General features: G+C 70.7%; 18 protein-coding genes. 11 read left to right on the top strand and 7 right to left on the bottom strand.

Going from position 1 to position 22255, the window contains the following annotated elements:
• Nucleotides 1-127 precede the first annotated feature (127 nt).
• The 6 genes from JYK02_RS34370 to asnB all read left to right on the top strand — a co-directional run bounded on the left by JYK02_RS34370 (nucleotide 128) and on the right by asnB (nucleotide 7709).
• On the top strand, nucleotides 128-742 hold the full coding sequence (locus JYK02_RS34370; protein WP_207057156.1) for a hypothetical protein: 615 nt from the start codon (nucleotides 128-130) through the stop codon (nucleotides 740-742).
• A 16-nt stretch (nucleotides 743-758) separates the two neighbouring features.
• Nucleotides 759-1919, top strand: coding sequence for a glycosyltransferase (locus tag JYK02_RS34365; protein ID WP_207057155.1), 1161 nt, complete (start codon nucleotides 759-761; stop codon nucleotides 1917-1919).
• 68 nt (nucleotides 1920-1987) lie between these two features.
• Nucleotides 1988-2161 (top strand): hypothetical protein, encoded by a 174-nt coding sequence (locus JYK02_RS34360; RefSeq protein ID WP_207057154.1) that lies wholly within the window; start codon nucleotides 1988-1990, stop codon nucleotides 2159-2161.
• Between the two features lie 11 nt (nucleotides 2162-2172).
• A complete protein-coding gene (locus JYK02_RS34355) occupies nucleotides 2173-3939 on the top strand; it encodes a DUF692 domain-containing protein (RefSeq protein ID WP_242589541.1) in 1767 nt (588 codons plus the stop codon).
• Between the two features lie 31 nt (nucleotides 3940-3970).
• A complete protein-coding gene (locus JYK02_RS34350; protein WP_207057153.1) occupies nucleotides 3971-5926 on the top strand; it encodes a PqqD family peptide modification chaperone in 1956 nt (651 codons plus the stop codon).
• Nucleotides 5927-5939: 13 nt separating this feature from the next.
• Nucleotides 5940-7709, top strand: a complete 1770-nt coding sequence (asnB, locus tag JYK02_RS34345) for an asparagine synthase (glutamine-hydrolyzing) (RefSeq protein ID WP_207057152.1) — start codon at nucleotides 5940-5942, stop codon at nucleotides 7707-7709.
• 15 nt (nucleotides 7710-7724) lie between these two features.
• Here asnB and JYK02_RS34340 read toward each other — a convergent pair whose 3' ends face one another.
• Together JYK02_RS34340 and JYK02_RS34335 are read right to left on the bottom strand one after the other, a co-directional pair.
• Entirely contained in the window at nucleotides 7725-8675 is a 951-nt protein-coding gene (locus JYK02_RS34340; protein WP_207057151.1) for an NmrA/HSCARG family protein, read from the bottom strand.
• A 2-nt stretch (nucleotides 8676-8677) separates the two neighbouring features.
• The gene (locus JYK02_RS34335) at nucleotides 8678-9946 is read right to left on the bottom strand and encodes an SET domain-containing histone-lysine N-methyltransferase (protein WP_207057150.1); all 1269 of its coding nucleotides are present in this window, start codon (nucleotides 9944-9946) and stop codon (nucleotides 8678-8680) included.
• A 162-nt stretch (nucleotides 9947-10108) separates the two neighbouring features.
• Here JYK02_RS34335 and JYK02_RS34330 point away from each other — a divergent pair, with 162 nt between their 5' ends.
• The gene (locus tag JYK02_RS34330) at nucleotides 10109-10645 is read left to right on the top strand and encodes a sigma-70 family RNA polymerase sigma factor (RefSeq protein ID WP_207057149.1); all 537 of its coding nucleotides are present in this window, start codon (nucleotides 10109-10111) and stop codon (nucleotides 10643-10645) included.
• A 22-nt stretch (nucleotides 10646-10667) separates the two neighbouring features.
• On the opposite strand, the gene JYK02_RS34325 is transcribed toward JYK02_RS34330, so the two are convergent.
• The gene (locus tag JYK02_RS34325) at nucleotides 10668-12308 is read right to left on the bottom strand and encodes a PHA/PHB synthase family protein (RefSeq protein ID WP_207057148.1); all 1641 of its coding nucleotides are present in this window, start codon (nucleotides 12306-12308) and stop codon (nucleotides 10668-10670) included.
• Nucleotides 12309-12318: 10 nt separating this feature from the next.
• Nucleotides 12319-13032 carry an acetoacetyl-CoA reductase gene (gene phbB, locus JYK02_RS34320; RefSeq protein WP_207057147.1) on the bottom strand — a complete coding sequence of 238 codons (714 nt, stop codon included), beginning with the start codon at nucleotides 13030-13032 and terminating at the stop codon, nucleotides 12319-12321.
• Nucleotides 13033-13266: 234 nt separating this feature from the next.
• Here phbB and JYK02_RS34315 point away from each other — a divergent pair, with 234 nt between their 5' ends.
• Both JYK02_RS34315 and JYK02_RS34310 read left to right on the top strand, forming a co-directional pair.
• On the top strand, nucleotides 13267-14448 hold the full coding sequence (locus JYK02_RS34315) for a patatin-like phospholipase family protein (protein WP_207057146.1): 1182 nt from the start codon (nucleotides 13267-13269) through the stop codon (nucleotides 14446-14448).
• 19 nt (nucleotides 14449-14467) lie between these two features.
• The gene (locus JYK02_RS34310) at nucleotides 14468-14794 is read left to right on the top strand and encodes a hypothetical protein (protein WP_207057145.1); all 327 of its coding nucleotides are present in this window, start codon (nucleotides 14468-14470) and stop codon (nucleotides 14792-14794) included.
• Between the two features lie 82 nt (nucleotides 14795-14876).
• On the opposite strand, the gene JYK02_RS34305 is transcribed toward JYK02_RS34310, so the two are convergent.
• Nucleotides 14877-16334: a hypothetical protein gene (locus tag JYK02_RS34305; protein ID WP_207057144.1), complete on the bottom strand. Its 1458-nt coding sequence runs from the start codon at nucleotides 16332-16334 to the stop codon at nucleotides 14877-14879.
• A 164-nt stretch (nucleotides 16335-16498) separates the two neighbouring features.
• On the opposite strand from JYK02_RS34305, the gene JYK02_RS34300 reads away from it, so the two are divergent.
• A complete protein-coding gene (locus tag JYK02_RS34300; RefSeq protein WP_207057143.1) occupies nucleotides 16499-16804 on the top strand; it encodes a hypothetical protein in 306 nt (101 codons plus the stop codon).
• A gap of 114 nt (nucleotides 16805-16918) precedes the next feature.
• Nucleotides 16919-17338, top strand: coding sequence for a hypothetical protein (locus JYK02_RS34295; protein WP_207057142.1), 420 nt, complete (start codon nucleotides 16919-16921; stop codon nucleotides 17336-17338).
• 83 nt (nucleotides 17339-17421) lie between these two features.
• Here JYK02_RS34295 and JYK02_RS34290 read toward each other — a convergent pair whose 3' ends face one another.
• Together JYK02_RS34290 and JYK02_RS34285 are read right to left on the bottom strand one after the other, a co-directional pair.
• The gene (locus tag JYK02_RS34290; protein ID WP_207057141.1) at nucleotides 17422-18030 is read right to left on the bottom strand and encodes a glycoside hydrolase family 19 protein; all 609 of its coding nucleotides are present in this window, start codon (nucleotides 18028-18030) and stop codon (nucleotides 17422-17424) included.
• A 73-nt stretch (nucleotides 18031-18103) separates the two neighbouring features.
• Nucleotides 18104-22255 (bottom strand): CHAT domain-containing protein (locus JYK02_RS34285; protein WP_207057140.1); only part of this gene is annotated, 4152 nt, incomplete at its 5' end.

Below are 22255 nucleotides of genomic sequence, written 5' to 3'. Positions count from 1 at the left end.
GGGCGCGCACCATACCAAGTGATGACCTGGGCACCACGGACAGCGCATCATCGCGGCCCGCCGCTGCGCGTGTGGTTTCGCGGACCTCGGCTGGCCCGGGTCTCATCGCGAAACATCTGGAGATGAAATGACGTTCGTCCCGCTTCTCGTCGCCGTCCTCGCATCCACAGCAAACGCGGGTGACGTGCCGCGCTCGGGTTATTTCGGTGCGGGTATCAACCTGGAGCCCCTCGCGCTGGGGCCCATGCAGGCGTTCTCGGGCGGCCGGGTGGCGGTCGGCGTCACCCTCCAGGCCGCGCTCCAGGTGGACCTGGGTTCCCGGTGGGCGCTCCGCGTGCCGCTGGAGGTGGGGACCGGCGGCTCTGGGGACTCCACCTTCTCCGAGGTGGCTGTCACCCCGGGGCTGCTCTACCGCTGGCGCAGCGATGCAGGCCAGCGATGGGTGCCGTACCTCGGTGGCGGGCTGAAGCTCGGCGCCGCGGGAGCGGGCAGGGAGTTCCTGGGGCTCCCGCTCGTCACCACCGTGCAATCGCTCGACCTCGACTTCGATGACGGCGACGGCGAATCGGATCCCAACTTCGAGTCGCGCCTGGGTGTCTTCCCGGAGATCTGGGCCGGGGTGGAGTGGCATCCCAACCGATGGTTCGCGCTCAACCTGGGCGCTGCCTATACGTACGTGCGGCTGCTCGGCACGAACGTCCATCTGCTGCATGAACGGGTGGGCGTGAGGTTCTCCTTCTAGCCGTCAGGAGCGTGAGATGCGCTTGCTGCTCGCTGCCCCGGGCTCTCGCGGGGACTTCCAACCCATGCTCGCCCTGGCCCTGGGGCTGCGCGCGGCGGGGCACGAGGCCGTGCTCGCCGCGCGGCCGCTCTACGCCCCGGACGCCGCCGCTTTCTCCGTGCCCTTCGAGCCGCTGGGCCAGGACATCGAGGCATTCATTCGGAGCCAGCCCGCAGGAGCACCCGGACGCAGCTCACCCTCCGGGTTCCAGGCGTTTCTCGAGCAGGAGTTCCTGACCCACCTCGAGCGTGTGCCCACGCTGGCGCGGGGAGCGGACCTCGTCCTGGGCGCGGGGATGTCCTTCGCCATCCGCTCGGCGGCCGAGTCCGTGGGCGTGCCCTATCTCGCCGTCGCCTATGCACCCGGGGTCTTCCTGACAGGAGGGCGCCGCTCCATCGCCATGCCCGAGGTGCTGCTCCAGCTCCTGCGAGAGTTTCACGCCCGGCATGGACTGCCAGCCGTGGAGGAGCTGCTCGCCTACGCCTTCGCTTCCGAGCGCGTGTTGCTCGCCGCCGATGCCGAGCTCGTGGGGCCTCTCGACGGGGTGAAGCTCTGGACGCCGCCGACAGGCGCGCTGCTGCTGGAGGACCCACGTCCGCTCAGCGCCGAGGTGGAGGCGTTTCTCGCGGCCGGTGAGCCTCCCATCTACGTTGGCTTTGGCAGCCTCTCCGGGAGCCAGCCCGCCCTGGATGAGAGGCTCTTCCACGAGGTCGCCACGGCCGTCGGGTGCCGAGTCCTGTTCTTCACGGGCAAGGCCGTGCCCCCGCGACGGGAGCCTTTCGGACGGGTACTTTCGATTGGCCACACCGCGCATGGTCCGCTCTTCGCGCGTGTCAGGGCGGTGGTGCATCACGGTGGAGCGGGCACCCTGGCGGCCGCCGCGCGCGCCGGAGTTCCCCAGGTGTTGGTCCCTCATGCGTTTGATCAGCCCTTCTGGGCGGAGCGGGCGCACCAGTTGGGCATCGCACCCGCGCCAGTGCCCGCGCGCGGTGTGACCGCGCACCAACTGGCCTCCGCGGTGAAACAGGCGCTCACCGATGACCGGCTGCGCGAGCAGGCCCGGGGACTCGCGGCCACCCTGAACTCCCGCAGGGGCGTGGACACCGCCGTGGCCTCCCTCACGACAGGAGTGCGTTGAGGTTGACACCCTGAGTGAAGCCTGGATACCGTGAGTACCCTACAAAATCTGGCTCATTGGAGAACTCCATGGAAAACACCGCCCTCTTGCAGGACACGCAGACGCAGGTCCAGGTCGAGACCGAGGAGTTCAAGCTGGAGATGCTCGACTGTGGCCCCGCCTATGCCTTCCAGGACACCGGCAGCGTGTGCTTCAGCTGCGTGTGTGGCTCCTGCCTGTGCGGCACCCCGTCCAACGCCTGAGTCGACAGTCCTTGTCCAGGCTGGATGACGTGCCCGTGCTCGGGGTGGGGATTGGCTACCGCCCCGAGCTGCGTGATCAGCAGTTGCAGTTCATGGATCGCATCGATTGGTTCGAGCTGATCGCCGACCGGTACGTGCGCTCCGTGCCCGAGAGCTTCGAGCGCGCGTTGCCGATGCTGGACACCCATCCGCTGGTGCCGCATGCGCTGGAGATGTCCATTGGCACAGCGGGGCCGTTGGACGTCGGGTACTGCGAGGAGGTGGGCGAGCTCACCCGGCTGGTCCGTGCGCCCTTCACCAGTGATCACCTGTGCCTGACGCAGGCGGGGGGCATGGAGCTGGGGCAGCTGACGCCGCTGCCTTTCACCGAAGCCGGTGTCCGGCGGTGTGCCGCCAAGACGCGGCAGGTGCAGGAGATCATCGGCCTCCCGTTCCTGCTGGAGAACATCACCTATCCGTTCGCCTTCCGGAGCCCCATGGGAGAGGCGGAGTTCATCACCCGGGTGGTGACGGACGCCGACTGCGGGCTGCTGCTGGATCTGGCCAACCTGTTCATCAACTCCCAGAACCACCGCTACGACCCCTATGCCTTCCTGGATGCGCTGCCGCTCGAGCGCGTCATCCAGGTGCATCTGGCGGGTGGCGAGCGGCGTGCCGGACAGTGGATCGACAGCCATAGCCAGCGGGTGGACGCGCATCCCGAGGTCTGGAGCCTGCTGGAGTACCTGGTGCAACGCACGCAGGTGCGGGCCATCCTCATCGAGCGGGATCAGAACTTCCCCGAAGAGTTCCAGGAGATGCTCCAGGACATCCAGCGGGCCCAGGAGATCCTCCACCGCGCCCACCGTGCTCCCGTCCGGAGACCGGCGATGACCGCGGCCCCGGCATGGCCCGAGCGCCCCACGGAGGACTTGCCCGTGGACGCGCCGGAGTTCCAGTCCGCGCTGGCCCGGGTGCTGGTGGAGGCGGGGCTCGGGCGGCGTTTGGCGAAGAACCCCCAGGCCGTGGGCGAGGAGCTGGGCCTCCAGCCGGAGCAGACGGAGGCGCTCGTCGCGGTGGGGGCGGAGGCGCTCACCACGTTCGCCCATGACCTGGCGAGCAAGCGGCTCATGCTCGTGAGCAAGATGGCGCCAGCGAGCTGCCGGTGGCTGCAGGACAGGAAGCTCTGGCATGAGCTCTCGCACCGGTTCGTGGACGAGTACACCCCGCGCCACACGCCGGAGTTCGTGAACCGCACGGTGCGCGATGCCTTCTGGTTCCTCCAGCTCCTCGAGCGGGTGGTGGAGCAGCGTCCCGAGCTGCGAGCACCCCTGGCTGACATCGCTCGCTTCGAGCGCGTCCAGCTCGAGCTGTCATCGGTGGCCGTCCCCGTCCAGAGCGCGCGGGACTTCCGTCGGGCCTACGAGAGCCGTCCCGCTCCGGGCCTCGAGGAGATGCTGGCCGCGCGGCCTGTCACCGGGCCCCACATCCGGGTGGAGCGCTTCGGGTGTGACGTCACGCAGCTCGTGCGACGCATCAACGAGGGCAGGAACGTGGGAGACGAGTCCCCGGGCAAGCCCACGGTGGTGCTCTTCACCAAGGCGCCGGGCTTCCGCAACGTGCGCCATCTGGCCATCAACGAGCGGACACAGCGCCTGATCGAGCTGTGCGACGGGACGCGCACCACGGCGGAGCTCGCCGCGCTGCTGTCGCCCGCCACGGGGATGCTGCCCTTCGTCGAGGCCCTCCGCCGCCTCTACGAGCTGAATGCCCTCACCTTCGCCGCGGCGGCGAGCTGATCCGCTTCCGCCGAGTCACCTGGAGAGCGTCGTGCGCATCTGTGCCATCGTGAAGTATCCCCCCATCCAAGGGGGTGTGAGCGCCCAGTCGTACTGGATGTGCCGCGCGCTGGCCGAGGCAGGCCACGAAGTCCATGTGGTGACCAACGCGGACGAAGTCGAGGACGACTACCGGCTCATGCTCACGGCCGACGATCGCTCCTGGTTGGAGCCGACCTTCGGCCAGGGACGGGTGCGCGTCCACCGGACCGAGGCCCACTCTCCGGCCTTCCTGCACGTGCCGCAGAGTAATCCGTTTCTCGGCAAGCTCGCCGGGCTGGCCACGGAGGTCATCCGCCGGCACGGCTGCGAGGTCATCTTCAGCTACTACCTGGAGCCCTATGGCGTCGCGGCGCACCTGGCCTCGGCCTGGACGGGCGTGCCGTACCTGGTGCGCAACGCCGGCAGCGACCTGGGCCGGCTGATGAACCGGCCGGGCCTTGGCACCACGTACCATGAGGTCCTGAAGCACGCGCAGGGCGTCTGTGTCGGCAATCCCTTGATGTTCATGGGCATGGGAGTGCACCCCGACAACATCTACCGTGGCGTGCCCCCGGATCTCATCCGCAAGTGCTTCAGCCCCGACGTGGAGCCGCTGGACCTCAATGGCTACCTCAGCGAGCTGCTCCGCGATCATCCGCACCTGGTGAACAACCCGCGCCCGATCGACCCGTCGCTGCCAGTGATTGGCATCTACGGCAAGGTGGGCGTCGTCAAGGGGACGTATGATCTGCTGAGCGCGCTCGGCCTGCTTCGCAAGGAGGGGTTGCGCTTCAACCTGGTGGTCCTCACTCGCGGCCGCAGGATGTTGCCCCTGCTCAAGGCCATCGAGGAGCAGGGCCTGTCGGAGCAGTCCTGGGTGTTGCCCTTCGTCGCGCACTGGAAGGTGGCGCGCTTCATCCGCGCCTGCCGCGCGGTGTGCTTCCTGGAGCGCGATTTTCCCATCACCTTCCATGCGCCCACGGTGCCCAAGGAGGTGCTCGCCTGTGGCACCTGCCTCGTGCTCTCCGGGGAGGTCGCCGCCAAGCAGCCGTTCCGCGAGCGCCTGGTCTCCGGCCAGAACGTGCTCCTGGTGCCCGACCCGAAGGTGCACGGCGAGCTGGCGGCGGCGCTGCGCCGGGCCATCGAGGATCCGGCCGGTGCGCGAGCCATCGGCCTGCGCGGCATGGAGCTGCTGGACGGACTGCCCCAGCGGGACCTCGCCGCCGAGTACACGCGCCTCTTCGAGGACGTCCTCGCCCGGCACCGGGGCCAGCCCCGGACCATGACCGCGGCCGATCGCGGCGTGCCCGCGGACCGCACCGAGGCGCTGCGACGCACCGTTCCCGTGCTGCTCGAGGCCCTGGGGGAGCGGGCCGACGCGAGGGTCCAGGCCTTCCTGGACGCCCACCCGGAGGCGCACGCCAACCCCTTCGTCGACGCGGTCGCGTTCTGCCGGTGGGTCGGCTCGGCGGAGCCGTCCCTGGCGGAGGCTGCCCGCTGGGCGGGGCTTATCGCGTGGATGGGCCACTTCAGCGCCGAGGACGGGGGACAGCCGCCATTCGACTTCCCGGACCTCTGGGAGTCGATGAAGGGAGAGGTCCCCGCCGAGCGGCTGCGAGCCCTGGTTCCGCTGCGCAGCAGGTGGGTGCGGATGGAGCGCTTCAGCGCCCTGCCGCCCGGGGTGCTCGGCGGCGGGCAGGGTTCAGGAGGAGAGGCGACCGTGCTCTTCCACAAGCGGCCCAACCTCTACGGGCACCACTTCCGGGTCAACCCCTTCACCGCGGAGCTGGTCTCGCAGTGCGACGGTGCGCGCACGGTGGGGGAGCTGGTCGAAGGCTATCGGCGCCGGCACGAGCGCTCCGCGGATCAGGTGGAGCGCGCCGTGCTGGAGGCACTCGAACGGTTCCACCGCGAGGGCCTGGTGATCTTCACCGAGAAGAGACCGGCCGCGCCCGTGGAGGCGTGAAGAGGAGCCTCCTGTGTGTGGGATTGCTGGCATCTTCGGTAGGCCGGAGCGTGCGCTGCTCGAGCGCATGACCTCGCGGATCAAGCACCGGGGTCCGGACGGGCAGGGCACCTGCCTGGTCGGGCACGCGGGCCTGGGCAGCACGCGGCTGAGCCTGCTCGACTTCGCGGGTGGCGCGCAGCCCATGTCCGGCGAGGGCGGGCTGACGCTCGTCTTCAACGGCGAGCTCTACAATCACGAGGAGGTGCGCCGAGGCCTCGAGCGCGAGGGACAGCCGTTCCGGACACGCGGCGACACCGAGGTGCTGCTCCGCGCCCTGGAGCGGCGGGGGCTGGCCTGCCTGGAGGACCTCGAGGGCATGTATGCCTTCGCGGTGTCGGACGGCGAGCGACTCACCCTCGCGCGTGACGCCTTTGGCATCAAGCCGCTGTATTACGCGCTCGTGGACGGGGGCCGCCGGCTGCTGTTCGCCTCGGAGCTCAAGGCCCTGCTGGTGGACCCGGCGCTGCCGCGGGAGCTGGACCGTGCCGCGCTCTTCGAGTGGGCCACCTTCCGCTTCCTCCTCGGCGAGCGCACCCTCTTCAAGAGCGTGAGGCAGGTCCCGCCCGGAGGCACGCTCGAGGTCTCACTCCGGCCGGATGGCACGCTCGAGCTGCGCCCTGGACAGCACAGTGTTCCGCGTCCGCTCACGCTGCCCGCGAGCGAAGAGGAGCGGGTGGCGCTGTTGATCGAGCGGCTCGCGGGCTCGGTGCGGCAGCAGCATGTGGCGGATCACCCGGTGGGCCTCTTCCTCTCCGGTGGAGTGGACAGCTCCCTGCTGTCCGCGCTGCTGGCGCGAGCGGGTGTTCAACACCTGCACACCTTCAGCCTGGCGGATGATGCCGAGCACCTGGACCTCGACGTGAGCCGAAGGCTCGCGGAGCGCCTGGGCACCCAGCATCATGAGTATGTCTTCAGCGCGGCCGAGTTGCTCGAGACCTTGCCTCGCGCTGTCTGCGCGCTGGAGGGGCCGGCCGAGCCCACCATCGTCGAGTCCGCCGCACCGCGCATCCGTCACCACGTCAAGGCGGTGCTGTGTGGCGATGGGGCCGATGAGCTCTTCGCGGGCTACATGACCCACGCCACGCCGGGCCCCTGGGTGAAGGCCTGCGCGGAGAACTACAACCGGATGATCCGAGCGGGTGACGTGCCCTCGGACGAGTGTGCCTCCACCAAGGCGACGCTGCGGAAGCTGGTCACGCCCCAGTCCGACGCCGCGCGCGAGGCCTTCCACCGCTTCTTCCTGGAAGGGCAGCTCACGGATGGGCACCTGCGCGTGTGGGATCTCGGCTCCATGGCGAGTGGCCTGGAGGTCCGGGTGCCCTACCTGGACAGGGGGATCCGCGACCTGGCGCTCTCGCTGCCATGGGAGCAGCGCATCCGGGGACGTACCTACAAGGCGCTCCTGCGCGCAGCGGCCCGCAGGGTGCTGCCTGATTCCATGGCTGCCGAGATCGTCGACAGACCCAAGCTCGCGGCTCCCTCCGCGGTCCGTCGCACGGCGGAGGAGCTCAGCCGCGTGGCTGGGGAGATGTTGGCGGCGGATGGCCTGACGCACCACCCGCTGCACAGGTACTGCGCCGCGCCAGCCCAGCGACTCCTGCTGGACCTGTTCGTGTATCTCTTCGTCGGCCATGGGGGAGAGGTGCCTGACGGCTTCCGCTGGAAGGCGCTCTACACCGAGCACCGGCGCGAGCTGGAATTGGCGCTCGACAAGGCCGTGGGCAGCGCCAGCGCGTTCTAGCCGGCTCCTGGCCGCTCACGCGGCCCGGAGGAAGCGGGCCTTGTTGCGCTCCAGCCACTGGGCCAGCGACTGCGCCCGGGGGTTCAGCTCCCGCGTGAGCCGCGGATCCCTGGCGGCGCAGTACTCCGTGGCGAAGTCCCGCATGAAGTGGAACATGTTCGCCAGCTCCGCGGCGCCGGGGAAGTTGAACGTCCGGTACACCTCCGGCGACATCGAGTGGTAGACGACCTCCTGCCCCAGCACCTGCTTCAGCGTGCGCGCGATCTCCGCGCCCGTCAGGTGCTCGCTGGCCAGGCCCACCGTCCTGCCCACGCCTTCCGGCCCGCGCTGGAAGATGCCGTGGAGGCAGCCGCCCAGGTCCTCCGTGGCCAGCCCCGGCAGCTTCTGGTCCTCCGTGGGCAACACGAAGTCGAGCGTGCCGTCCGCGTTGCGCTTCGCCCCCATGCCGAACATCAACAACGTCTCCCAGGGCAGGGATGCGCGCACGAACGTCACCGGCACGCCCGCGTCGGTGAAGGCGGCGTCGCTCTCTCCCTTCACGTCGAACTGCGGGACCTTGTACTTCCCCTTGAGCGTGGGCATGCGCGCGTCCCCGGGCGGCATGAAGCGCCGGGTGTCCTCCTGGGTGGACCAGATGACGTGCGCCACGCCCGCTTCCTTCGTGGCGTGCGCCATCGCGCGCGCCTGCGTGAGCTCCCGCTCCGGCGCGGTGTGCTCCCAGGCGCTCGTGACACAGAAGGCGCCATGCGCTCCCGTGAAGGCGGCGCGCAGGCTCCTGGCGTCGTTCACGTCCGCCGCGACGACCTCCGCGCCCAGCTTCGCCAGCTTGCGCGCCAGCTCCGAGCCCGGCTTGCGCGTGAGCGCGCGCACCGCGAACCCACCCTTCGGGTCCGCGAGCAGGGCCCGCGCGAGCGCGCCGCCTTCCTCTCCCGTTGCTCCCACCACCGCGATGATCTTCTTGCTCATGGTCATGTCCTCTCGTCCCGGGCGCCGCCGGTGGCCTGGATGGTGCGCGCGAGGCCCGCGTATGCGTGGAGCAGCCGCTTCTCCCCGCGCCGCAACAGCACGCAGTTGCGCTCGTTGCGCGACAGGTCCGCTTCGCGCAGCAGCCGCTCGTCCTCCTCCAGCGTCGTGTCGAAGCCCGCGAGCCGCGCCTCGCACAGGTCGCCCAGGTGCTGGAGCACCCGCGCCTCCGTGCGTGCGCTCAGCGGGGACACCGGGCCCAGGCCCTGCTCCTCACGGGCCTCGGCCGTGAGGCGGGCCAGCTCCTCCGTGTTCGCGAACGCCACGCGCAGGAAGGAGAACATCGCCACCGTCGACGAGTGGCCGTAGTGCAGCGGCACCTCGAAGCGGCGGCGTGACGCCGGGGTTGGGAGCGAGAGCAGCTCGCGCTTCCGCGCCGCGTGGTGCGCGTCCTCGGGGACGCCCAGGTAGAGCACCAGCGTGTCGTCCGGGTTGTCCTCGGGCACGAAGCCGTAGCTCAGCAGGAAGCGGTAGCCGGGCTTGATGCCATAGCTGATGTGCAGCTCCTCACCCGCGGAGACGGGCTCCCGCGCCCTCAGCACGAAGGACCCGTCCTCCGTGTTCCCCCACACGACCTGCGGCGAAGCGCGGTGGTTGAGCATGTCCGCCACCGGGACGAAGCACCGGATGAGGCGGCCCTCCACCGTCAGGCCGAAGGTGCGGCTGATCAACACGTGCTGCGCCCACAGGAACGCGTCGGGCGTGAAGCGCGTGAAGCCTGGCACGCTCGCGGCCAGCTCCGCGTACCGGGTCAGCATCAGCTCCTTCCACCGGGCCACCTCGCGCAGCGTGGACGAGCCCTTCAGCAGCGACAGTTCGCGCGCGTCGAAGAACAGCGGCAGGTGCGGGAAGGCGCGCGGCAGCACGTCGAGATAAGGCTTCCAGATGGAGTCCTCGCGCTCGCGTTCCTGGAGGAGGAAAGCCGCGAGATAGGACTCCTCGCTCGTGTCGGGCGCGTGGGCTTCGATGAGGCGCCCCACGTCGGAGGCGAGGGCCACGTCGAGCGTCACCAGACACGCTCGCGGCACCTGGAGCACCACCTCTCCGGGCGCGATGTCTGCGTTCGCGAAGACGCCGCGCTCATCTCCCTCCAGATGGCCCACCCACAGCTTCGGGAAGCTCGCGCCCGCCTGCCTGCTCCAGATGAGCGCGAGGTGCTCCTTCAGCGGGTGTTCCTCCTCGAGGGTGTCCGGCTCTTCGTCGTGCGCGCTCATGGGCTCCGCCATGCATTGGGAGTGGTCTCCATGAAGACGTCCGACCGCGCGCGTTGTGATTCGCCTCGATTTCCGTGTCGGCAGTTATTGAGCGGGTAAGAGGTTTTTCACAAAGACCGCGCTGCACCGTTTCCAGGGGCACTTTTTTGGGCACTGGATACTGTGAGAACAACATCGACTCCCTCTCCCTTCTGGCGGGTCTGGCAGCAGCACAAGGAACATCTGTTCCAGCAGGCGCTTCGACTGATGGGAGGGAACGTCTCGGATGCTGAGGATGCGGTAGACACCGCGATGCTCCGTGCGCTCCAGAAGTACGCGTCGCCGGGAAAGATTCTCAACGAGCGCGCGTGGCTGAGCCGCATCCTCCACAACATCTGCATGGACATTCATCGCGAGCGGCAACGCCGGGGTGAAGCCGAGGGGCGGATGGAGGACCTGGAGCCCGTGGATCCGGAGTCGCAGGACGCGCTGCCCGACGCGGGGTTGCTCCAGCGCGAGGACGCCGAGGCGATCCGCAAGTGCATCCAGGAACTGCCACCCAATCTGAAGGGTCCCCTGGTGATGCGCTACCTTCAGGATATGTCCTATGCCGACATCGCCGCGCAGTTGCGATTGACTCACTGCAACGTGCGCAAACGCATCCAACTTGCGTACGGCATCCTCCGCACGACCGTGCCCCAGGCCCTCCACTCCCGCTGAGTGGAGGGCACACCTTGAAGACTCACTCCGGCAGAAGACGCGGCCGGACGTAGCGGCCCGGTGCCGGTTCCAGACAGCGCAGCGCTCCTTCGCCGGGGATGCGTGCTGGGACGCGGTCCGCCGAGCGCTCGGACAGCCACGCCTCCCAGTCCGTCCACCACGAGCCGGGGCGCTCCTCAGCGCCTTCGAGCCACGCGTCCGCGTCCGGCGCCAGTGGCCCGGGCCCGGGCACCCAGTGGCGATACTTGTTCGCCGCTGGCGGGTTGATGACGCCCGCGACGTGGCCCGAGCCCGCGAGCACGAAGCGCACGGGGCCGGCGTAACTCCGCGCGCCCCGGTACACTGAACGGAACGGCGCGATGTGGTCCTCCCGGCAGGCCTGGACGTAGAGGGGGATTCGCACCCGGCCCAGGTCCAGCGGGACTCCTCCGAAGGACACGGCTCCTGGCTGGACCAGGCGGTTGTGCAGGTACAGCTCGCGCAGGTACGTGGCGTGAGCGCGCGCGGGCAGCCGCGTCGGATCCGAGCTCCACGCGAGGAAGTCGCTGGGGGCGGGCTCCCGGCCGAGCAGGTAGTTGTTCACCACGAAGGACCAGAGCAGGTCCTTGGCGCGGAGCAGGTTGAAGGTCGTCATCATCTCCAGCCCGTCCAGGTAGCCGCGCTGGCGCATGTGGGCCTCCAGCCGCTGGAGTTGGGGCGCGTCGATGAAGGCGCCCAGGTCCCCGGGCTCGCTGAAGTCCACCTGCGTGGTGAGGAGCGTCGCGCTGGACACGCGCGTGTCTCCTCGCGCCGAAAGCCATGCGAGCCCCGCGGCCAGCAGCGTGCCGCCAATGCAGTAGCCCAGCGCGGAGACCTCCTGCTCGCCGGTGGCGCGGATGACGGCGTCCAGCGCGGGGAGCAGCCCGTGCAGCAGGTAGTCCTCCAGCTCCACGTCGGCGTGGCTTTCATCCGGGTTCACCCACGAGACGAGGAACACCGTGTGGCCGCGCTCCACGGCCCAGCGGACGAACGAGTTCTCCGGGCGCAGATCCAGGATGTAGAACTTGTTGATCCACGGCGGCACCACGAGCAGCGGGCGCCGGTGGACGGTGGACGTGGTGGGCCGGTACTGGAGGAGCTGGAACAGGCGCTCCTCGTGGATGACGTCGCCCGGGGTGGTGGCCAGGCTCTCTCCCAGCCGGAAGGTCCGTGGGTCCGTCATGCGGGGGGCGAGCCGGCCCTGGCCTCGCGCCAGGTCCGTGAGCAGTGCCTCCATGCCCGACAACAGGCTCCTGCCGCCCGACTGCCTCGCGGCGCGGAGCACCTCCGGGTTGAGCGCGGGGAAGTTGGAGGGCGCGAGCGCCTCCGTGAGCTGACGCGTGTAGAAGCGCGCCTGGTGCGCGGTGTGGGGATCCACGCCCGGGACATCCGCCACCAGGTCGTTCAGCCACTCCGCGCCGCTCAGGTACGCGCGGCGCATGAAGTCGAAGACGGGTTGCTCCCGCCAGGCGGGATCGCGGAAGCGGCGATCCTCCTCCGGACGGGAGGGGCTCCGTGGGACGCCCAGGTTCGCTGAGCGTTCCCACAGGCCGGCTCCCGCCGCGAGCATCCGCTGGGGGTCCATCGCCAGCCGGAGGAGGACTTCCAGGAAGGCGCGCCGCATGGGCTCCAGGGATGCGTCCATCGCGCGCTCCTCAGTACATGTGCTGCCCACCATTGATGGTGAGCGTGGAGCCGGTGATGAAGCCGGCCCGGTCGGAGGCGAGGAACGTCACGGCGCGGGCCACCTCCTCGACGCGGCCCAGGCGCCCCACGGGGATGCGGGCGCGGATCTTCACCTGCTCCTCGGCGGGCATGGCGTGCACCAGGTCCGTGTCGATGTAGCCCGGCGCGATGAGGTTGGCGGTGACGCCGCGCGCCGCGCCCTCGCGCGCCAGGGCCAGCGTGAAGCCGTGCATGCCCGCCTTGGCCGCCGCGTAGGCCGTCTGGCCCAGTTGGCCCGTCTGCCCGTTGATGGAGCCGATGTTGATGATGCGGCCAAAGCCCCGCTCGCGCATGGGGCCCACCACCGCGACGCACAGGTTGAAGCAGGAGCTGAGGTTCGTCTGGATGACCTCGTTCCACTGGTCATGCGTCATCTTGTGCAGCATGGCGTCCCGCGTGATGCCGGCGTTGTTCACCAGCACCTCGATGGGGCCCACCGAGTCGACGATCTTCTGCACCCCCGCGGCGCACTGCTCGGGGCTGGCCGCGTTGAAGCGGAACGCCGGGATGCCCGTGCGGCTGGTGAAGGCCTGCGCCGCCTGCTCGTTCGAGTTGTAGGTGACCGCCACGCGGTACCCCTGCTGCCTCAGCGCGTCGGCGCTCGCGGCGCCAATGCCGCGCGTTCCTCCTGTGACCACTGCCACGCGTCCACTCATGTCTCTTCCCTCGGGGGTTGGGGGTTGCGCCTGAAGGACGCGGCCGCGTCGCGGGTGTGAATGCCCCGGGGTGGGGGACACGCGGATTCACAGCCGCGCGGGCCGGAACGTCTCTTCAGGGCTGTCCCGTGGAGGGGGGCGCTGGGAAGGGTGGATTGGGAAACGTCGGCCTCCCTCTCCGCGGGACGGCACCACACGCGCAGCACCCGCGAGAGGACATCCATGACACAGCCACACGCACCGCAGGATCGCCCGCAGGTCATCGTCGTCTTCCAGGGCGGCGGTGCCCTGGGGGCCTACCACGTGGGGGCCTACCAGGCCCTGGAGGAGGCCGGGCTCCACCCGGACTGGGTCTCCGGCATTTCGATTGGCGCCTTCACCGCGGCGCTGGTCGCGGGCAACCGCCCGGAGAAGCGGCTCGAGCGGCTGGAGGCGTTCTGGCGGGAGGTGTCCTGGCCCGGCACCGAGTGGGGCTCGCTGCTGAAGGGGCGGCTGCGCCAGCTCTTCAACCTGGGCAGCCACATGACGAGCCTGCTGTTCGGCCAGCCCGGCTTCTACTCGCCGCGGGTGGTGCCGCCGATGCTCGCGTTCCCCGGCTCGCCGGAGGCGCTGAGCTTCTACAGCACGCGGCCCATGCGCTCGACGCTGCGGCGGCTGGTGGACTTCGACTACATCAACTCGCGCGCGACGCGGCTGAGTTTGGGCGCGACGCGCGTGAGCGACGGGCACCTGGTGTTCTTCGACAACACGCGCGGCATCGTGGGCCCGGACCACGTGCTCGCCAGCGGCGCGCTGCCGCCCGCGTTCCCGCCCAGCCTCATCGACGGCGAGCTGTACTGGGATGGCGGCTGCGTCACCAACACGCCGCTCAACGCCATCCTGGACGACCCGCCCAAGCGCCACGCCGTCGTCTTCATGATCGACCTGTTCGACGCCCGGGCGCCGCTGCCCACGGCGATGGACGAGGCGAGCTGGCGCATGAAGTCCATCCAGTACGCGGGCCGGACGACGAACCACGTGGAGCAGTTCGCCACCGTGTGGAACCTGCGCCAGACCGTGACGCGGGTGGTGAAGCACGCGTCGGCGTCCTCGCCCATGGCCTTCAACGACGAGGGGGAGGCGCGGCCCACGCCGAGGCTGGACATCATCCACCTCACGTACCAGCGCGGAGAGCATCAGCTCTCCAGCAGCGACGCCGAGTTCTCCCGCGCCTCCATCGCGGAGCGCCGCGCGGACGGCTACCGCGACATGCAGCGGGCCCTGGCGACGTGCCCCTGGACGCAGCCCGTTCCGGGGGGAGGCCCGCAGGCGTTCAGCGACGACGGCGCGGCTCCGGCCGGCGGGACCGCCGTCGTCCACCGCGTCGAAGGCGATGAAGTCCACACGCAGGTGCCGCTGTCGTAACCCGAGAAGGAGCCACACCATGACCGAAGCGAAGAAGACCGAAGCGCACGCTCACCTGATGGACCTGGGGCGGGGGCTGCTGGAGCAGGCCGTCGCCGTGCAGCGCTCCGCGCTCGAATCCTCCAGGCAGTTCGTGGAAGGGGAGGGCGTCGCGCGCTCCCTGCGCGAGCAGCACGAGGAGTGGATGCGCAAGTCGCTGGAGGCCCTGGCGCCGCTCTACGCGCTGGAGCAGTCCGCGCGCGAGCAACTGCTGAAGGCGCAGACCCGCCTGTTCGAGCTGGCCGATGACACCCTGCGGGGCCTCACGCTGCCCGGGATGATGCGTGGCGGGTCCGGCTCGCGCTGAAGCCTCTCGGCATTTCAATCCCAAGCCCCGGACGGCGCATTGACCGTCCGGGGCTTCGTGCGTCAGGCGTCGAGCGCGGTGCTCACTGCGCGCGCGGCTTCAGCGGCAAGCGCACCGCTGGATCTCCCAGCAGCACGTAGCCTCCCAGGTCCTGGCGCAGCATCCACAGGTGCGCGCGCCGCGCGGCGTCCACCTGCGCGGGCCGGCCGGCACCGCGCGCCTGCTCCTCCTGGTCGTACAGCGTGGTCAGCTCCAGGTTGGCCTGGTGGCCTCCGCGCAAAAGCCAGCTCAGGCCCAGACCGGCGCGGCGGCCTCGCGCCAGTTGCTGCAGCGGTTCCAGGAAGCGGGACACCTTGCCGGCGCGGCTGTCGCGGTCCTGGAAGCCATACGTCCACGCCAGATCCACATGGCCGAAGACCGCCAGCGGCCCCTGCGGATTGGCCAGCACGGCCTGGGGCAGCGCGGCGACGAAGGGGCGCTCTCCGGGCTGGGGCAGCGCCGCGGTGAGGGAGTCCAGCCTCCCGCTGAACTGGCCTGCCGCCTGCAATTGCCTGAGCCAGTGGTGGAACGCGCTCCGCGAAGGCGTGCCCGCGCCGAAGCAGGCGAAGAGGAACCAGATGCCGCCGGGCAGGAAGGGGCGCTCGGCCACGGCGGCGCCGTCCAGGTGCTGGCCTTCGCCCAGGTTGAGCGCGCCCTGGAGCGCGAGCTTCGCGTCGGTGCTGCGCCAGCCCGCGCGCGGACTGCCCAGTCCATGGCTCATGGAAAAGAGGATGGAGGGCTGCGGCCGCGCAGCGTGCTCCAGCAGCTCGTTCACGGCGACCTCGCCCGGCACGCCCAGCTCCAGCACGTCGCGCGCGGGGAAGCGGCCCAGCTCCCGGGCCTGCCGCGCGGAGGCGATGGCGGGGGCCACCAGCGACTGGTAGCCCGTCCGCGTGGCCGCGGTGCCGTCATGGACGCTGAAGAAGAGCGAGCGGGCCTGGGCCTCGGGGGAGGGCGCGCGCTCCCAGCGCAGCACCTTGTCGGCATAGGCTGCGTAGTCCTGCTCGCGCCGGAAGGCCAGCCGCCCCACGAAGGCGCTGGTGGCCGCGGCCTGCTGCAGCTCGAAGGGCACCTGGTGGAAGTCCCCGAGGAAGAGCAGGTAGCGGGGCCGGTCCGCTACGGGCACCGCCTCGTCATCCAGCACGACGCGCACCCAGCGCGCGAAGTCCTCCAGGCTCCGCGACGCGTGCGCCTGCTCCGGCTTCACGCGGTAGACATGGACGGGGTGACCGTCCTGCTGCTCCTGCCGGTGGCGGATCAGCGGGTCGATGAGCGCGATGAGCCGGTCACCCTCGGGGCCCTCCGGCGCGACCAGGCCCCAGCGCTGCGCGGGCAGCGAGTTGGGGTCCTCGCCGTCGTCCCACAGGTGGCTCTCCTCGTGCGGCCGGACGTCCTCACCGCGCGGGATGCTCGCCGTGGCCTCCGCGGGCAGGCCGTCTGGCGTCACCGGCTGGTGGGAGTCCGCATGTGACAACAACAACTCGATGTTCTCCGTGCTCATCGTGAGCGGGCCTTTCGCGCGGCGCCCGTGAATGGGCGCTTGACGCAAGAGACGCGGCGGCACGTGGCGGTGTGAGTTGGCATTCACACACAAGGGCCGTGCGCCGTCCTGGAGACGCAGTGCCCGGCGAACGTCGCCGGCAACCCAATCCCAGGAGCACCCCCATGCAGTCCGCCGCACAGCTTTCCACGTACATCATTGCCTTCGCCGGTGCCGCGCGCACGGCGCAGCGTCTCATGTCGTCCGGCATGGATCCGATGACGATCGCCGAGTACTACTTCGAGGTGAACCTCACGAGCGACTTCGAGATCAAGAGCGAGACGGACGTCGCGCTCAACGTCTGGCGCATGAGCATCAAGGAGAAGCTCACGCTCGACTACAAGGAGCACATGGGGCTCACGGTGAAGTGCACCATCAAGCCCGCGGCCGTGCTCGCCGCCCAGGGCGCCAGTGGTGGCGGGGCCGCCTGAGCCGGTCCGCCTAGCTGAGCCGCGATGAAACAGACCCGTCGCCGCTGGTGCTCCGCGACGGAGCACTGGCGGCGACGGCATGCCCGCCACCCTTCGCCCTGCAATCCCTTCCCCATGGCCAAGCCCAATCCCACGCCCGACCACGCCCAAGTCCTCATCCACGACCTCATCCTGGCCGTCCAGTCCTCGCTCGACATCGCGGAGGAGACGGCCCGCAAGCACTATTCCTTTTCCGTGGTGGAGCTGGAGGTGTCCGCCAGCTTCGAGTTCGAGATGACCGAGCAGGACAGCGACATCCCCGAGGACAAGCCGCAACCCAAGCGCTGGTTCTCGCTCTTTGGCGGCGGCGGCAGGAAGGATCCGCTCAACCACGCGCGCCTGCACGACCTCAACGACAAGGACTCCAGCAAGCTCACGGTCCGCATGCTGTTCCGGCCCGGCGGCAAGCACCTGGCGGGCACCGAGCCGGCGACGGACGGCAGCACGCCCCCGGCGGAGGGAGCGTCGAGCACGCCCGCCCCGGCCGCGAAGTAGCGCTGACGCGAACGCGCCCGCGGTCCCGTGAAAGGACCGCGGGCGCTTCGTGTTTCAGGGGGACGCTGTCGCGCGGGGAAGCATCACTTCGCCAGCAGCCGCAGCGCCCGCTGGTAGTAGGAGTCGCGCGACGCCTTGCCGTTGTAGCCGCCGTTGATGCGCCGGGTGATGGCGTCGAACTCGCCCTTGTCGGCGTGCTTGTTCAGGTTGCGGCTGTTCCAGAACCAGACGGCGGTGCGGAAGCCCACGTCCGGGTCGGCCGCGCGGGTGGGGTTGTTCTCCAGGTCGAGGTCCAGCGCCTCGCCCGCCGCGCGGTAGTTGCTGCGGCCGGTGATCTGAATGGGGCCCCGGCCCTTGTAGCGCGCGCCGTCGCCTGGGTGGATGTTGCCCAGGTCCTTGCGGCGCTCGTAGGCGTGGCCCGAGGCCAGCTCCTCGAAGTAGCGGAACTCGGCGCTCTCGTGGGCGATCTGCGCCAGGAACGCGGCCTGGCGGCGCGGCGTGTTGATGGCGCCCTCGGCCATGGCGTCGTTCAGGTGCGGCAGCAGTTCCTTCAGACGGGACCCGGACAGCCGGGGCATGAGCGTGCGCAGGTGCTCCACCGTCACCGCCTGGAACGTTTCCTTGGCAGGCGCTTCGGGGGCGGCTTCGGGCTGCGGGGACTTGGACTTGGAACCAAAACCAAAGAAAGACATCCGGGGGACTCCGTGGTCGTGGGATGCCTGGAAGACGCCCGGTGGCCTGGCGTTGTGAGCGCTTCAGGACGCGTCATGGCGCTTCTGGGAGCGGCGTCCGTCCATGCCGCTGCTCGCACTCCACCGTGGCCTCCCAGGCCCGTGAGGGCAGGTCTCCCAGGTGGCCGCGCCGCTCTCCGGGCGTCAGGCACGCGGAGCTGGCCGCCTGGAGCTTCTCCTGGAGCCGGTCGACGGGGAGCGGCTCTCGCGGACGCCACACGCGGGCGCTCCCATCCGTGGAGCCGGTGACGAGCCGGGGCTCCTCCGCGCGGGGACTGAACGCGGCGGACGTCACCTCGCCTTCGTGCGCGGAGAGGACGAGGTATGGCTCACGGACGTCACTTGTGAGCCACACGCGGGCACGTCCATCCGCGCACGCGGTGACGAGCCGGCCGCCATCCGGGCTCCACGCGGCCCAGGGCACCGGAGCCTCGTGCCGGAGGATGGCGTGTGCGCCGCGGACGCGGCCGTTCTCCACGGTCCACACGCGCGCCGTGCCGTCCTGGGAGGAGGTGAGGACCTGATCCGCGGCCTTGGGGTGGAAGGCCGCGGAGAGGACCCAGTCGTCATGGCCGTAGAGCGTGGCGATCAACCGGCCCTCCGCGCTCCAGATGCGCGCGGTGCCGTCCTGCGACGCGGTGATGAGGCGGCGGCCGTCCGCGCTGAAGGCCACGGAGCGGACCTGGTCGCCGTGGCCCTCCAGCGGCACGGGCGCCCGCGTGCCGTCCACGCGGATGATGCGCGTGGCGCGGGGGCTGGACGCGAGCGCCACGTGCAGGCCGTCGGGGCTGAAGGCGGCACCGAAGAGCGGCTCGCGCTGGGCCACCAGCACGCGCCGGCCCTCCACGCTCCCATCGGAGGGCCACAGGCGCGCCGTCCCGTCCAGCGACGCCGTCAGGAGCCACCGGCCATCCGGGCTGAAGACCCCGGAGCGGACATCCTGCGCGTGGCCCCGGAGCACGCGCATGAGCCGGCCGTCCTCCGACCAGAGGCGCACCGCCCCGTCCTGCGACGCCGTGGCCACCTGCGTTCCATCCGGGCCCACGGCCACGGACCAGATGAAGCCGCCCGGCTCCTGCAGCGGGAGTGAGTCCCGAGGCGCGTCCAGCCGCCACACCCGCGCGGTGGCGTCGATGGAGGCGGTGACGGCCTGCTTGCCGTCCGGACCGAAGCCGCCCCAGAGGACGGTGGAGCGGTGGCCGGGCAGCAGCCTCGGCGGCGAGTCCTCCCGCGTGGACCACAGCCGCGCCGTCGTGTCCGAGGACACGGTGAGGATCCACTCGCCCAGCGGCCCGCCGAAGGTGGCCATGCGCACGGCGCCCTGGTGGCCACGCAGGACGCGAGGCTCGCCCCTGCCGTCCGCCCTCCAGACGCGCGCGGTGTTGTCCAGGGAGGCCGTCACCACCCACTGCCCGTCTGGACTGAAGCGCGCGGTGGTGAGCTCGCCCTGGTGCCCCTTCAGCAGCACGGGGCCCTGCGCGCCGATGACGGACCAGACGCGGGCGATGCCGTCGCGCGCCACCGTCAGCACGTGCGTGCCCTCCGGGTCGAACGACGCGGAGGTGACGGGGGCGGGGTGGGGCAGCTCGCGCGGCGGCTCCGACGTGCGCACGGACACGATGCGCGCGGTGCCGTCTTGCGAAGCGGTCACCAGCCACTTCCCATCCGGGCTGAAGGCCACGGTCTGCACGGGGCCCCGGTGCCGCACCTCGCGCGGCTTGTCCGCTGTCTCCAGCGGCCAGAGCCGCGCCAGCCCGTCCCGCGACGCGGTGGCCACCCACCGGCCATCCGGGCTGATGGCGCCCCATTGCACCACGCCTCGGTGGCGGAGCGTGCGCAGCAGCGTGCCGTCGGGCGTGTTCCACAACCGCGCCGTGCCGTCATGCGAAGAGGTGAGGAGGGTCAGTCCACCGGAGGGGCTGAAGGTGGCGTGGTAGACGGGCCCCTCGTGGCCCGTGAGCACCCGGGGCTCTCCCTCGCCGTCGGTCCGCCACAGCCGCGCCGTGCCGTCCCTTGAGGCCGTCAGCACGCGCTGTCCGTCCGGGCTGACCTCCACGTGCACCACGGCCTGCGTGTGGCCTCGCAGCACCGCCCGGCTCAGCGGCTCCTGGAGGACCTCCGACACGTCCTGGGCCCAGCCCTGGAGCTGCCCGGGCTGTCGCACCTCGCGCAACATGAGCAGGGCGAGCGTGGGGTTGTCGCGCCGCAGCTTCCGCGCGACGTCCAGCAGGACCAGGTCCCTCGCGCGCTGTGCATAGCGTTGCGCCTCCTGCCGCTCGCGCTGCGCCCGGGCCTCCAGTTGCCTCGCGTTCCACGCGAGCCCCGCCATCACCCCCGCCACCACGAGCGCGGCCGCGAGCAGCCGCATCAGGCGCCGGCGGGCGGAGGCGTCCTGGGCCTCGGCCGTGGCCACGCTGGCGTCGAGGAGCTGGAGCACGTCCTCGCCGGGCTCCTCGCTGTAGCGGCGCAGGATGTCCTGCGCGTATCCCAGCCGGCTGCCGGACAGCAGGTACGGCGCACCGCCATCCGGTTCCCCCCGGTGCGCCAGCCACGCGTGCGCCCAGGATTGAAGCTCGCGGAAGTGCTGGAGCCGTTCCTGATCCGCGCGGGCCCACTCCGCGAGCTCCGGCCAGATGCGCGGCAGCGACGCGTGGGACAGCTGCAACCACTCCACGCCCGCTGCGTCCTCGTCGCGTGTCAGCAGCCTCGCGGTGAGCAGCGTGGTCAGGACGCGGTCGAAGTCGGCGCGAAGCTCCGGGAGGGTGGGGCGCAGGTGGCGCTGTCTCACCCGGCCTCGCATGCCCGGCGCGGGGCCCTGCTGGAAGTCCACCAGCTCCACCAGGAGCCGCCGCGCCTGACGTTGCTCGCCGGGAGACAGCGACGCGTAGAGCCGGTTCGCCACGCGCTTGAGCGCGCCCGCCACGCCGCCCAGGGCCGCGTAGGCACGGTGCGTGAGCAGGGGGCCCTCGCGTTCTTCCCAGAGTTGATCCAACGCGTACTGGAGCAGCGGCAGCGACCCGGCCTCCTGCCCCACGTCCTGGATCAGCCGGTCCACCAGACCGGGCTCGAAGCCCAGCCCCACCTTGCGCGCGGGGCCCTCGATGGCCGCGCGCAGTGACTCGCCCTGCAGCTCGCTGACGAAGAGTCGGTGCGCGTCCGAGTACACCACCGCGTCCAGGCGCGTGCCCCCGGCGTCCACCACCAGGTCTCCGCACCGCCCCAGGAAGTCCACCTGGAGCGTCGCGAGCACCACCACGCGTCGCGCCGCGTCTCGCGACAGGCTCCAAAGGTCGGTGGCGAGTTCCCGGCGTGCCTCGGGCGTCAGCGCGGTGAAGAGCTCCTCGAACGGATCCACGAGCAGCAACTGCCAGCGCTCGGCGGGGACCTGGCGCACCTGCTGGAGTGTTTCGGCGTGGCCCTGCCCGGGCCGCAACAGACTCACCTCCCAACCGGCGGCGCGCAGGTCCCGGGGCAAGCCGGCGAGGGCGAGCGAGGACTTGCCGCTGCCCGAGACGCCAGCCAGCACCTGGAAGCGGGGACGCTGACCCTCCACCGCTTCGTAGACGCGCTGGATCAGCTCCTGCTGGAGCGCCTCCCGTCCGAAGAAGAAGCGGCGGTCCTCCTGCCGGAACGGCAGCAGGCCCCGGTAGGGACGCAGGGCCACCGGGCGCGTGTCGCTCCCGTGCTCCGCTCGGGCGTAGAGCTGGAGTGAGACGTGGTCCAGCGCGGTGGTGTCGAGCGCGAGCTGGCGCCGGGCGTGCCCCACCGCCTCCTCCAGCGACGCGGGTGCCACCAGCAGTGACTGGTAGAGGGCGCGGGTGAGCACCACGGAGCCCGGCACGGAGAGCAGCAGCCGGGAGGCCACCACCGCCGGAAGGCCCGCGCGGTGGAGCGCCTGGGCCACGCTGCCCAGGTGGTTGTCCGTCGTGCCCGCGCCGCTCTGACACGCGCAGAGCACCACCAGCCGCAGCGTCTGTGCGTAGGGCATCAACAACTGGCGCAGCGTCGCGCCGTCCACCAGCTCCGGCTCGCCACCCTCCCACGACGGGTTCCACAGCAGGCCATACGTCTGCCCCCGGCGGCCGCCGTGGCACAGCAGGTGGAGGACGGAGACGGGCTCGCCGGGCCGGGCGAGCGCGTCCTTCAGCGACTCCAGCGAGACGTGCGGCAGGACGTCCCGCGATGG

Source organism: Corallococcus macrosporus (assembly GCF_017302985.1).
GTDB lineage: Bacteria > Myxococcota > Myxococcia > Myxococcales > Myxococcaceae > Corallococcus > Corallococcus macrosporus_A.
Note: the sequence above shows the minus strand (reverse complement) of the source record. Positions and strands in the feature narration are given on the sequence as shown.

Bases quoted from the DNA above. Each gene is read 5' to 3' on its own strand.
- JYK02_RS34370 (WP_207057156.1), top strand. From the start codon at position 128: ATGACGTTCGTCCCGCTTCTCGTCGCCGTCCTCGCATCCACAGCAAAC.
- JYK02_RS34365 (WP_207057155.1), top strand. From the start codon at position 759: ATGCGCTTGCTGCTCGCTGCCCCGGGCTCTCGCGGGGACTTCCAACCC.
- JYK02_RS34360 (WP_207057154.1), top strand. From the start codon at position 1,988: ATGGAAAACACCGCCCTCTTGCAGGACACGCAGACGCAGGTCCAGGTC.
- JYK02_RS34340 (WP_207057151.1), bottom strand. From the start codon at position 8,675: ATGAGCAAGAAGATCATCGCGGTGGTGGGAGCAACGGGAGAGGAAGGC.
- JYK02_RS34335 (WP_207057150.1), bottom strand. From the start codon at position 9,946: ATGAGCGCGCACGACGAAGAGCCGGACACCCTCGAGGAGGAACACCCG.
- JYK02_RS34325 (WP_207057148.1), bottom strand. From the start codon at position 12,308: ATGGACGCATCCCTGGAGCCCATGCGGCGCGCCTTCCTGGAAGTCCTC.
- JYK02_RS34315 (WP_207057146.1), top strand. From the start codon at position 13,267: ATGACACAGCCACACGCACCGCAGGATCGCCCGCAGGTCATCGTCGTC.
- JYK02_RS34310 (WP_207057145.1), top strand. From the start codon at position 14,468: ATGACCGAAGCGAAGAAGACCGAAGCGCACGCTCACCTGATGGACCTG.
- JYK02_RS34305 (WP_207057144.1), bottom strand. From the start codon at position 16,334: ATGAGCACGGAGAACATCGAGTTGTTGTTGTCACATGCGGACTCCCAC.
- JYK02_RS34300 (WP_207057143.1), top strand. From the start codon at position 16,499: ATGCAGTCCGCCGCACAGCTTTCCACGTACATCATTGCCTTCGCCGGT.
- JYK02_RS34295 (WP_207057142.1), top strand. From the start codon at position 16,919: ATGGCCAAGCCCAATCCCACGCCCGACCACGCCCAAGTCCTCATCCAC.
- JYK02_RS34290 (WP_207057141.1), bottom strand. From the start codon at position 18,030: ATGTCTTTCTTTGGTTTTGGTTCCAAGTCCAAGTCCCCGCAGCCCGAA.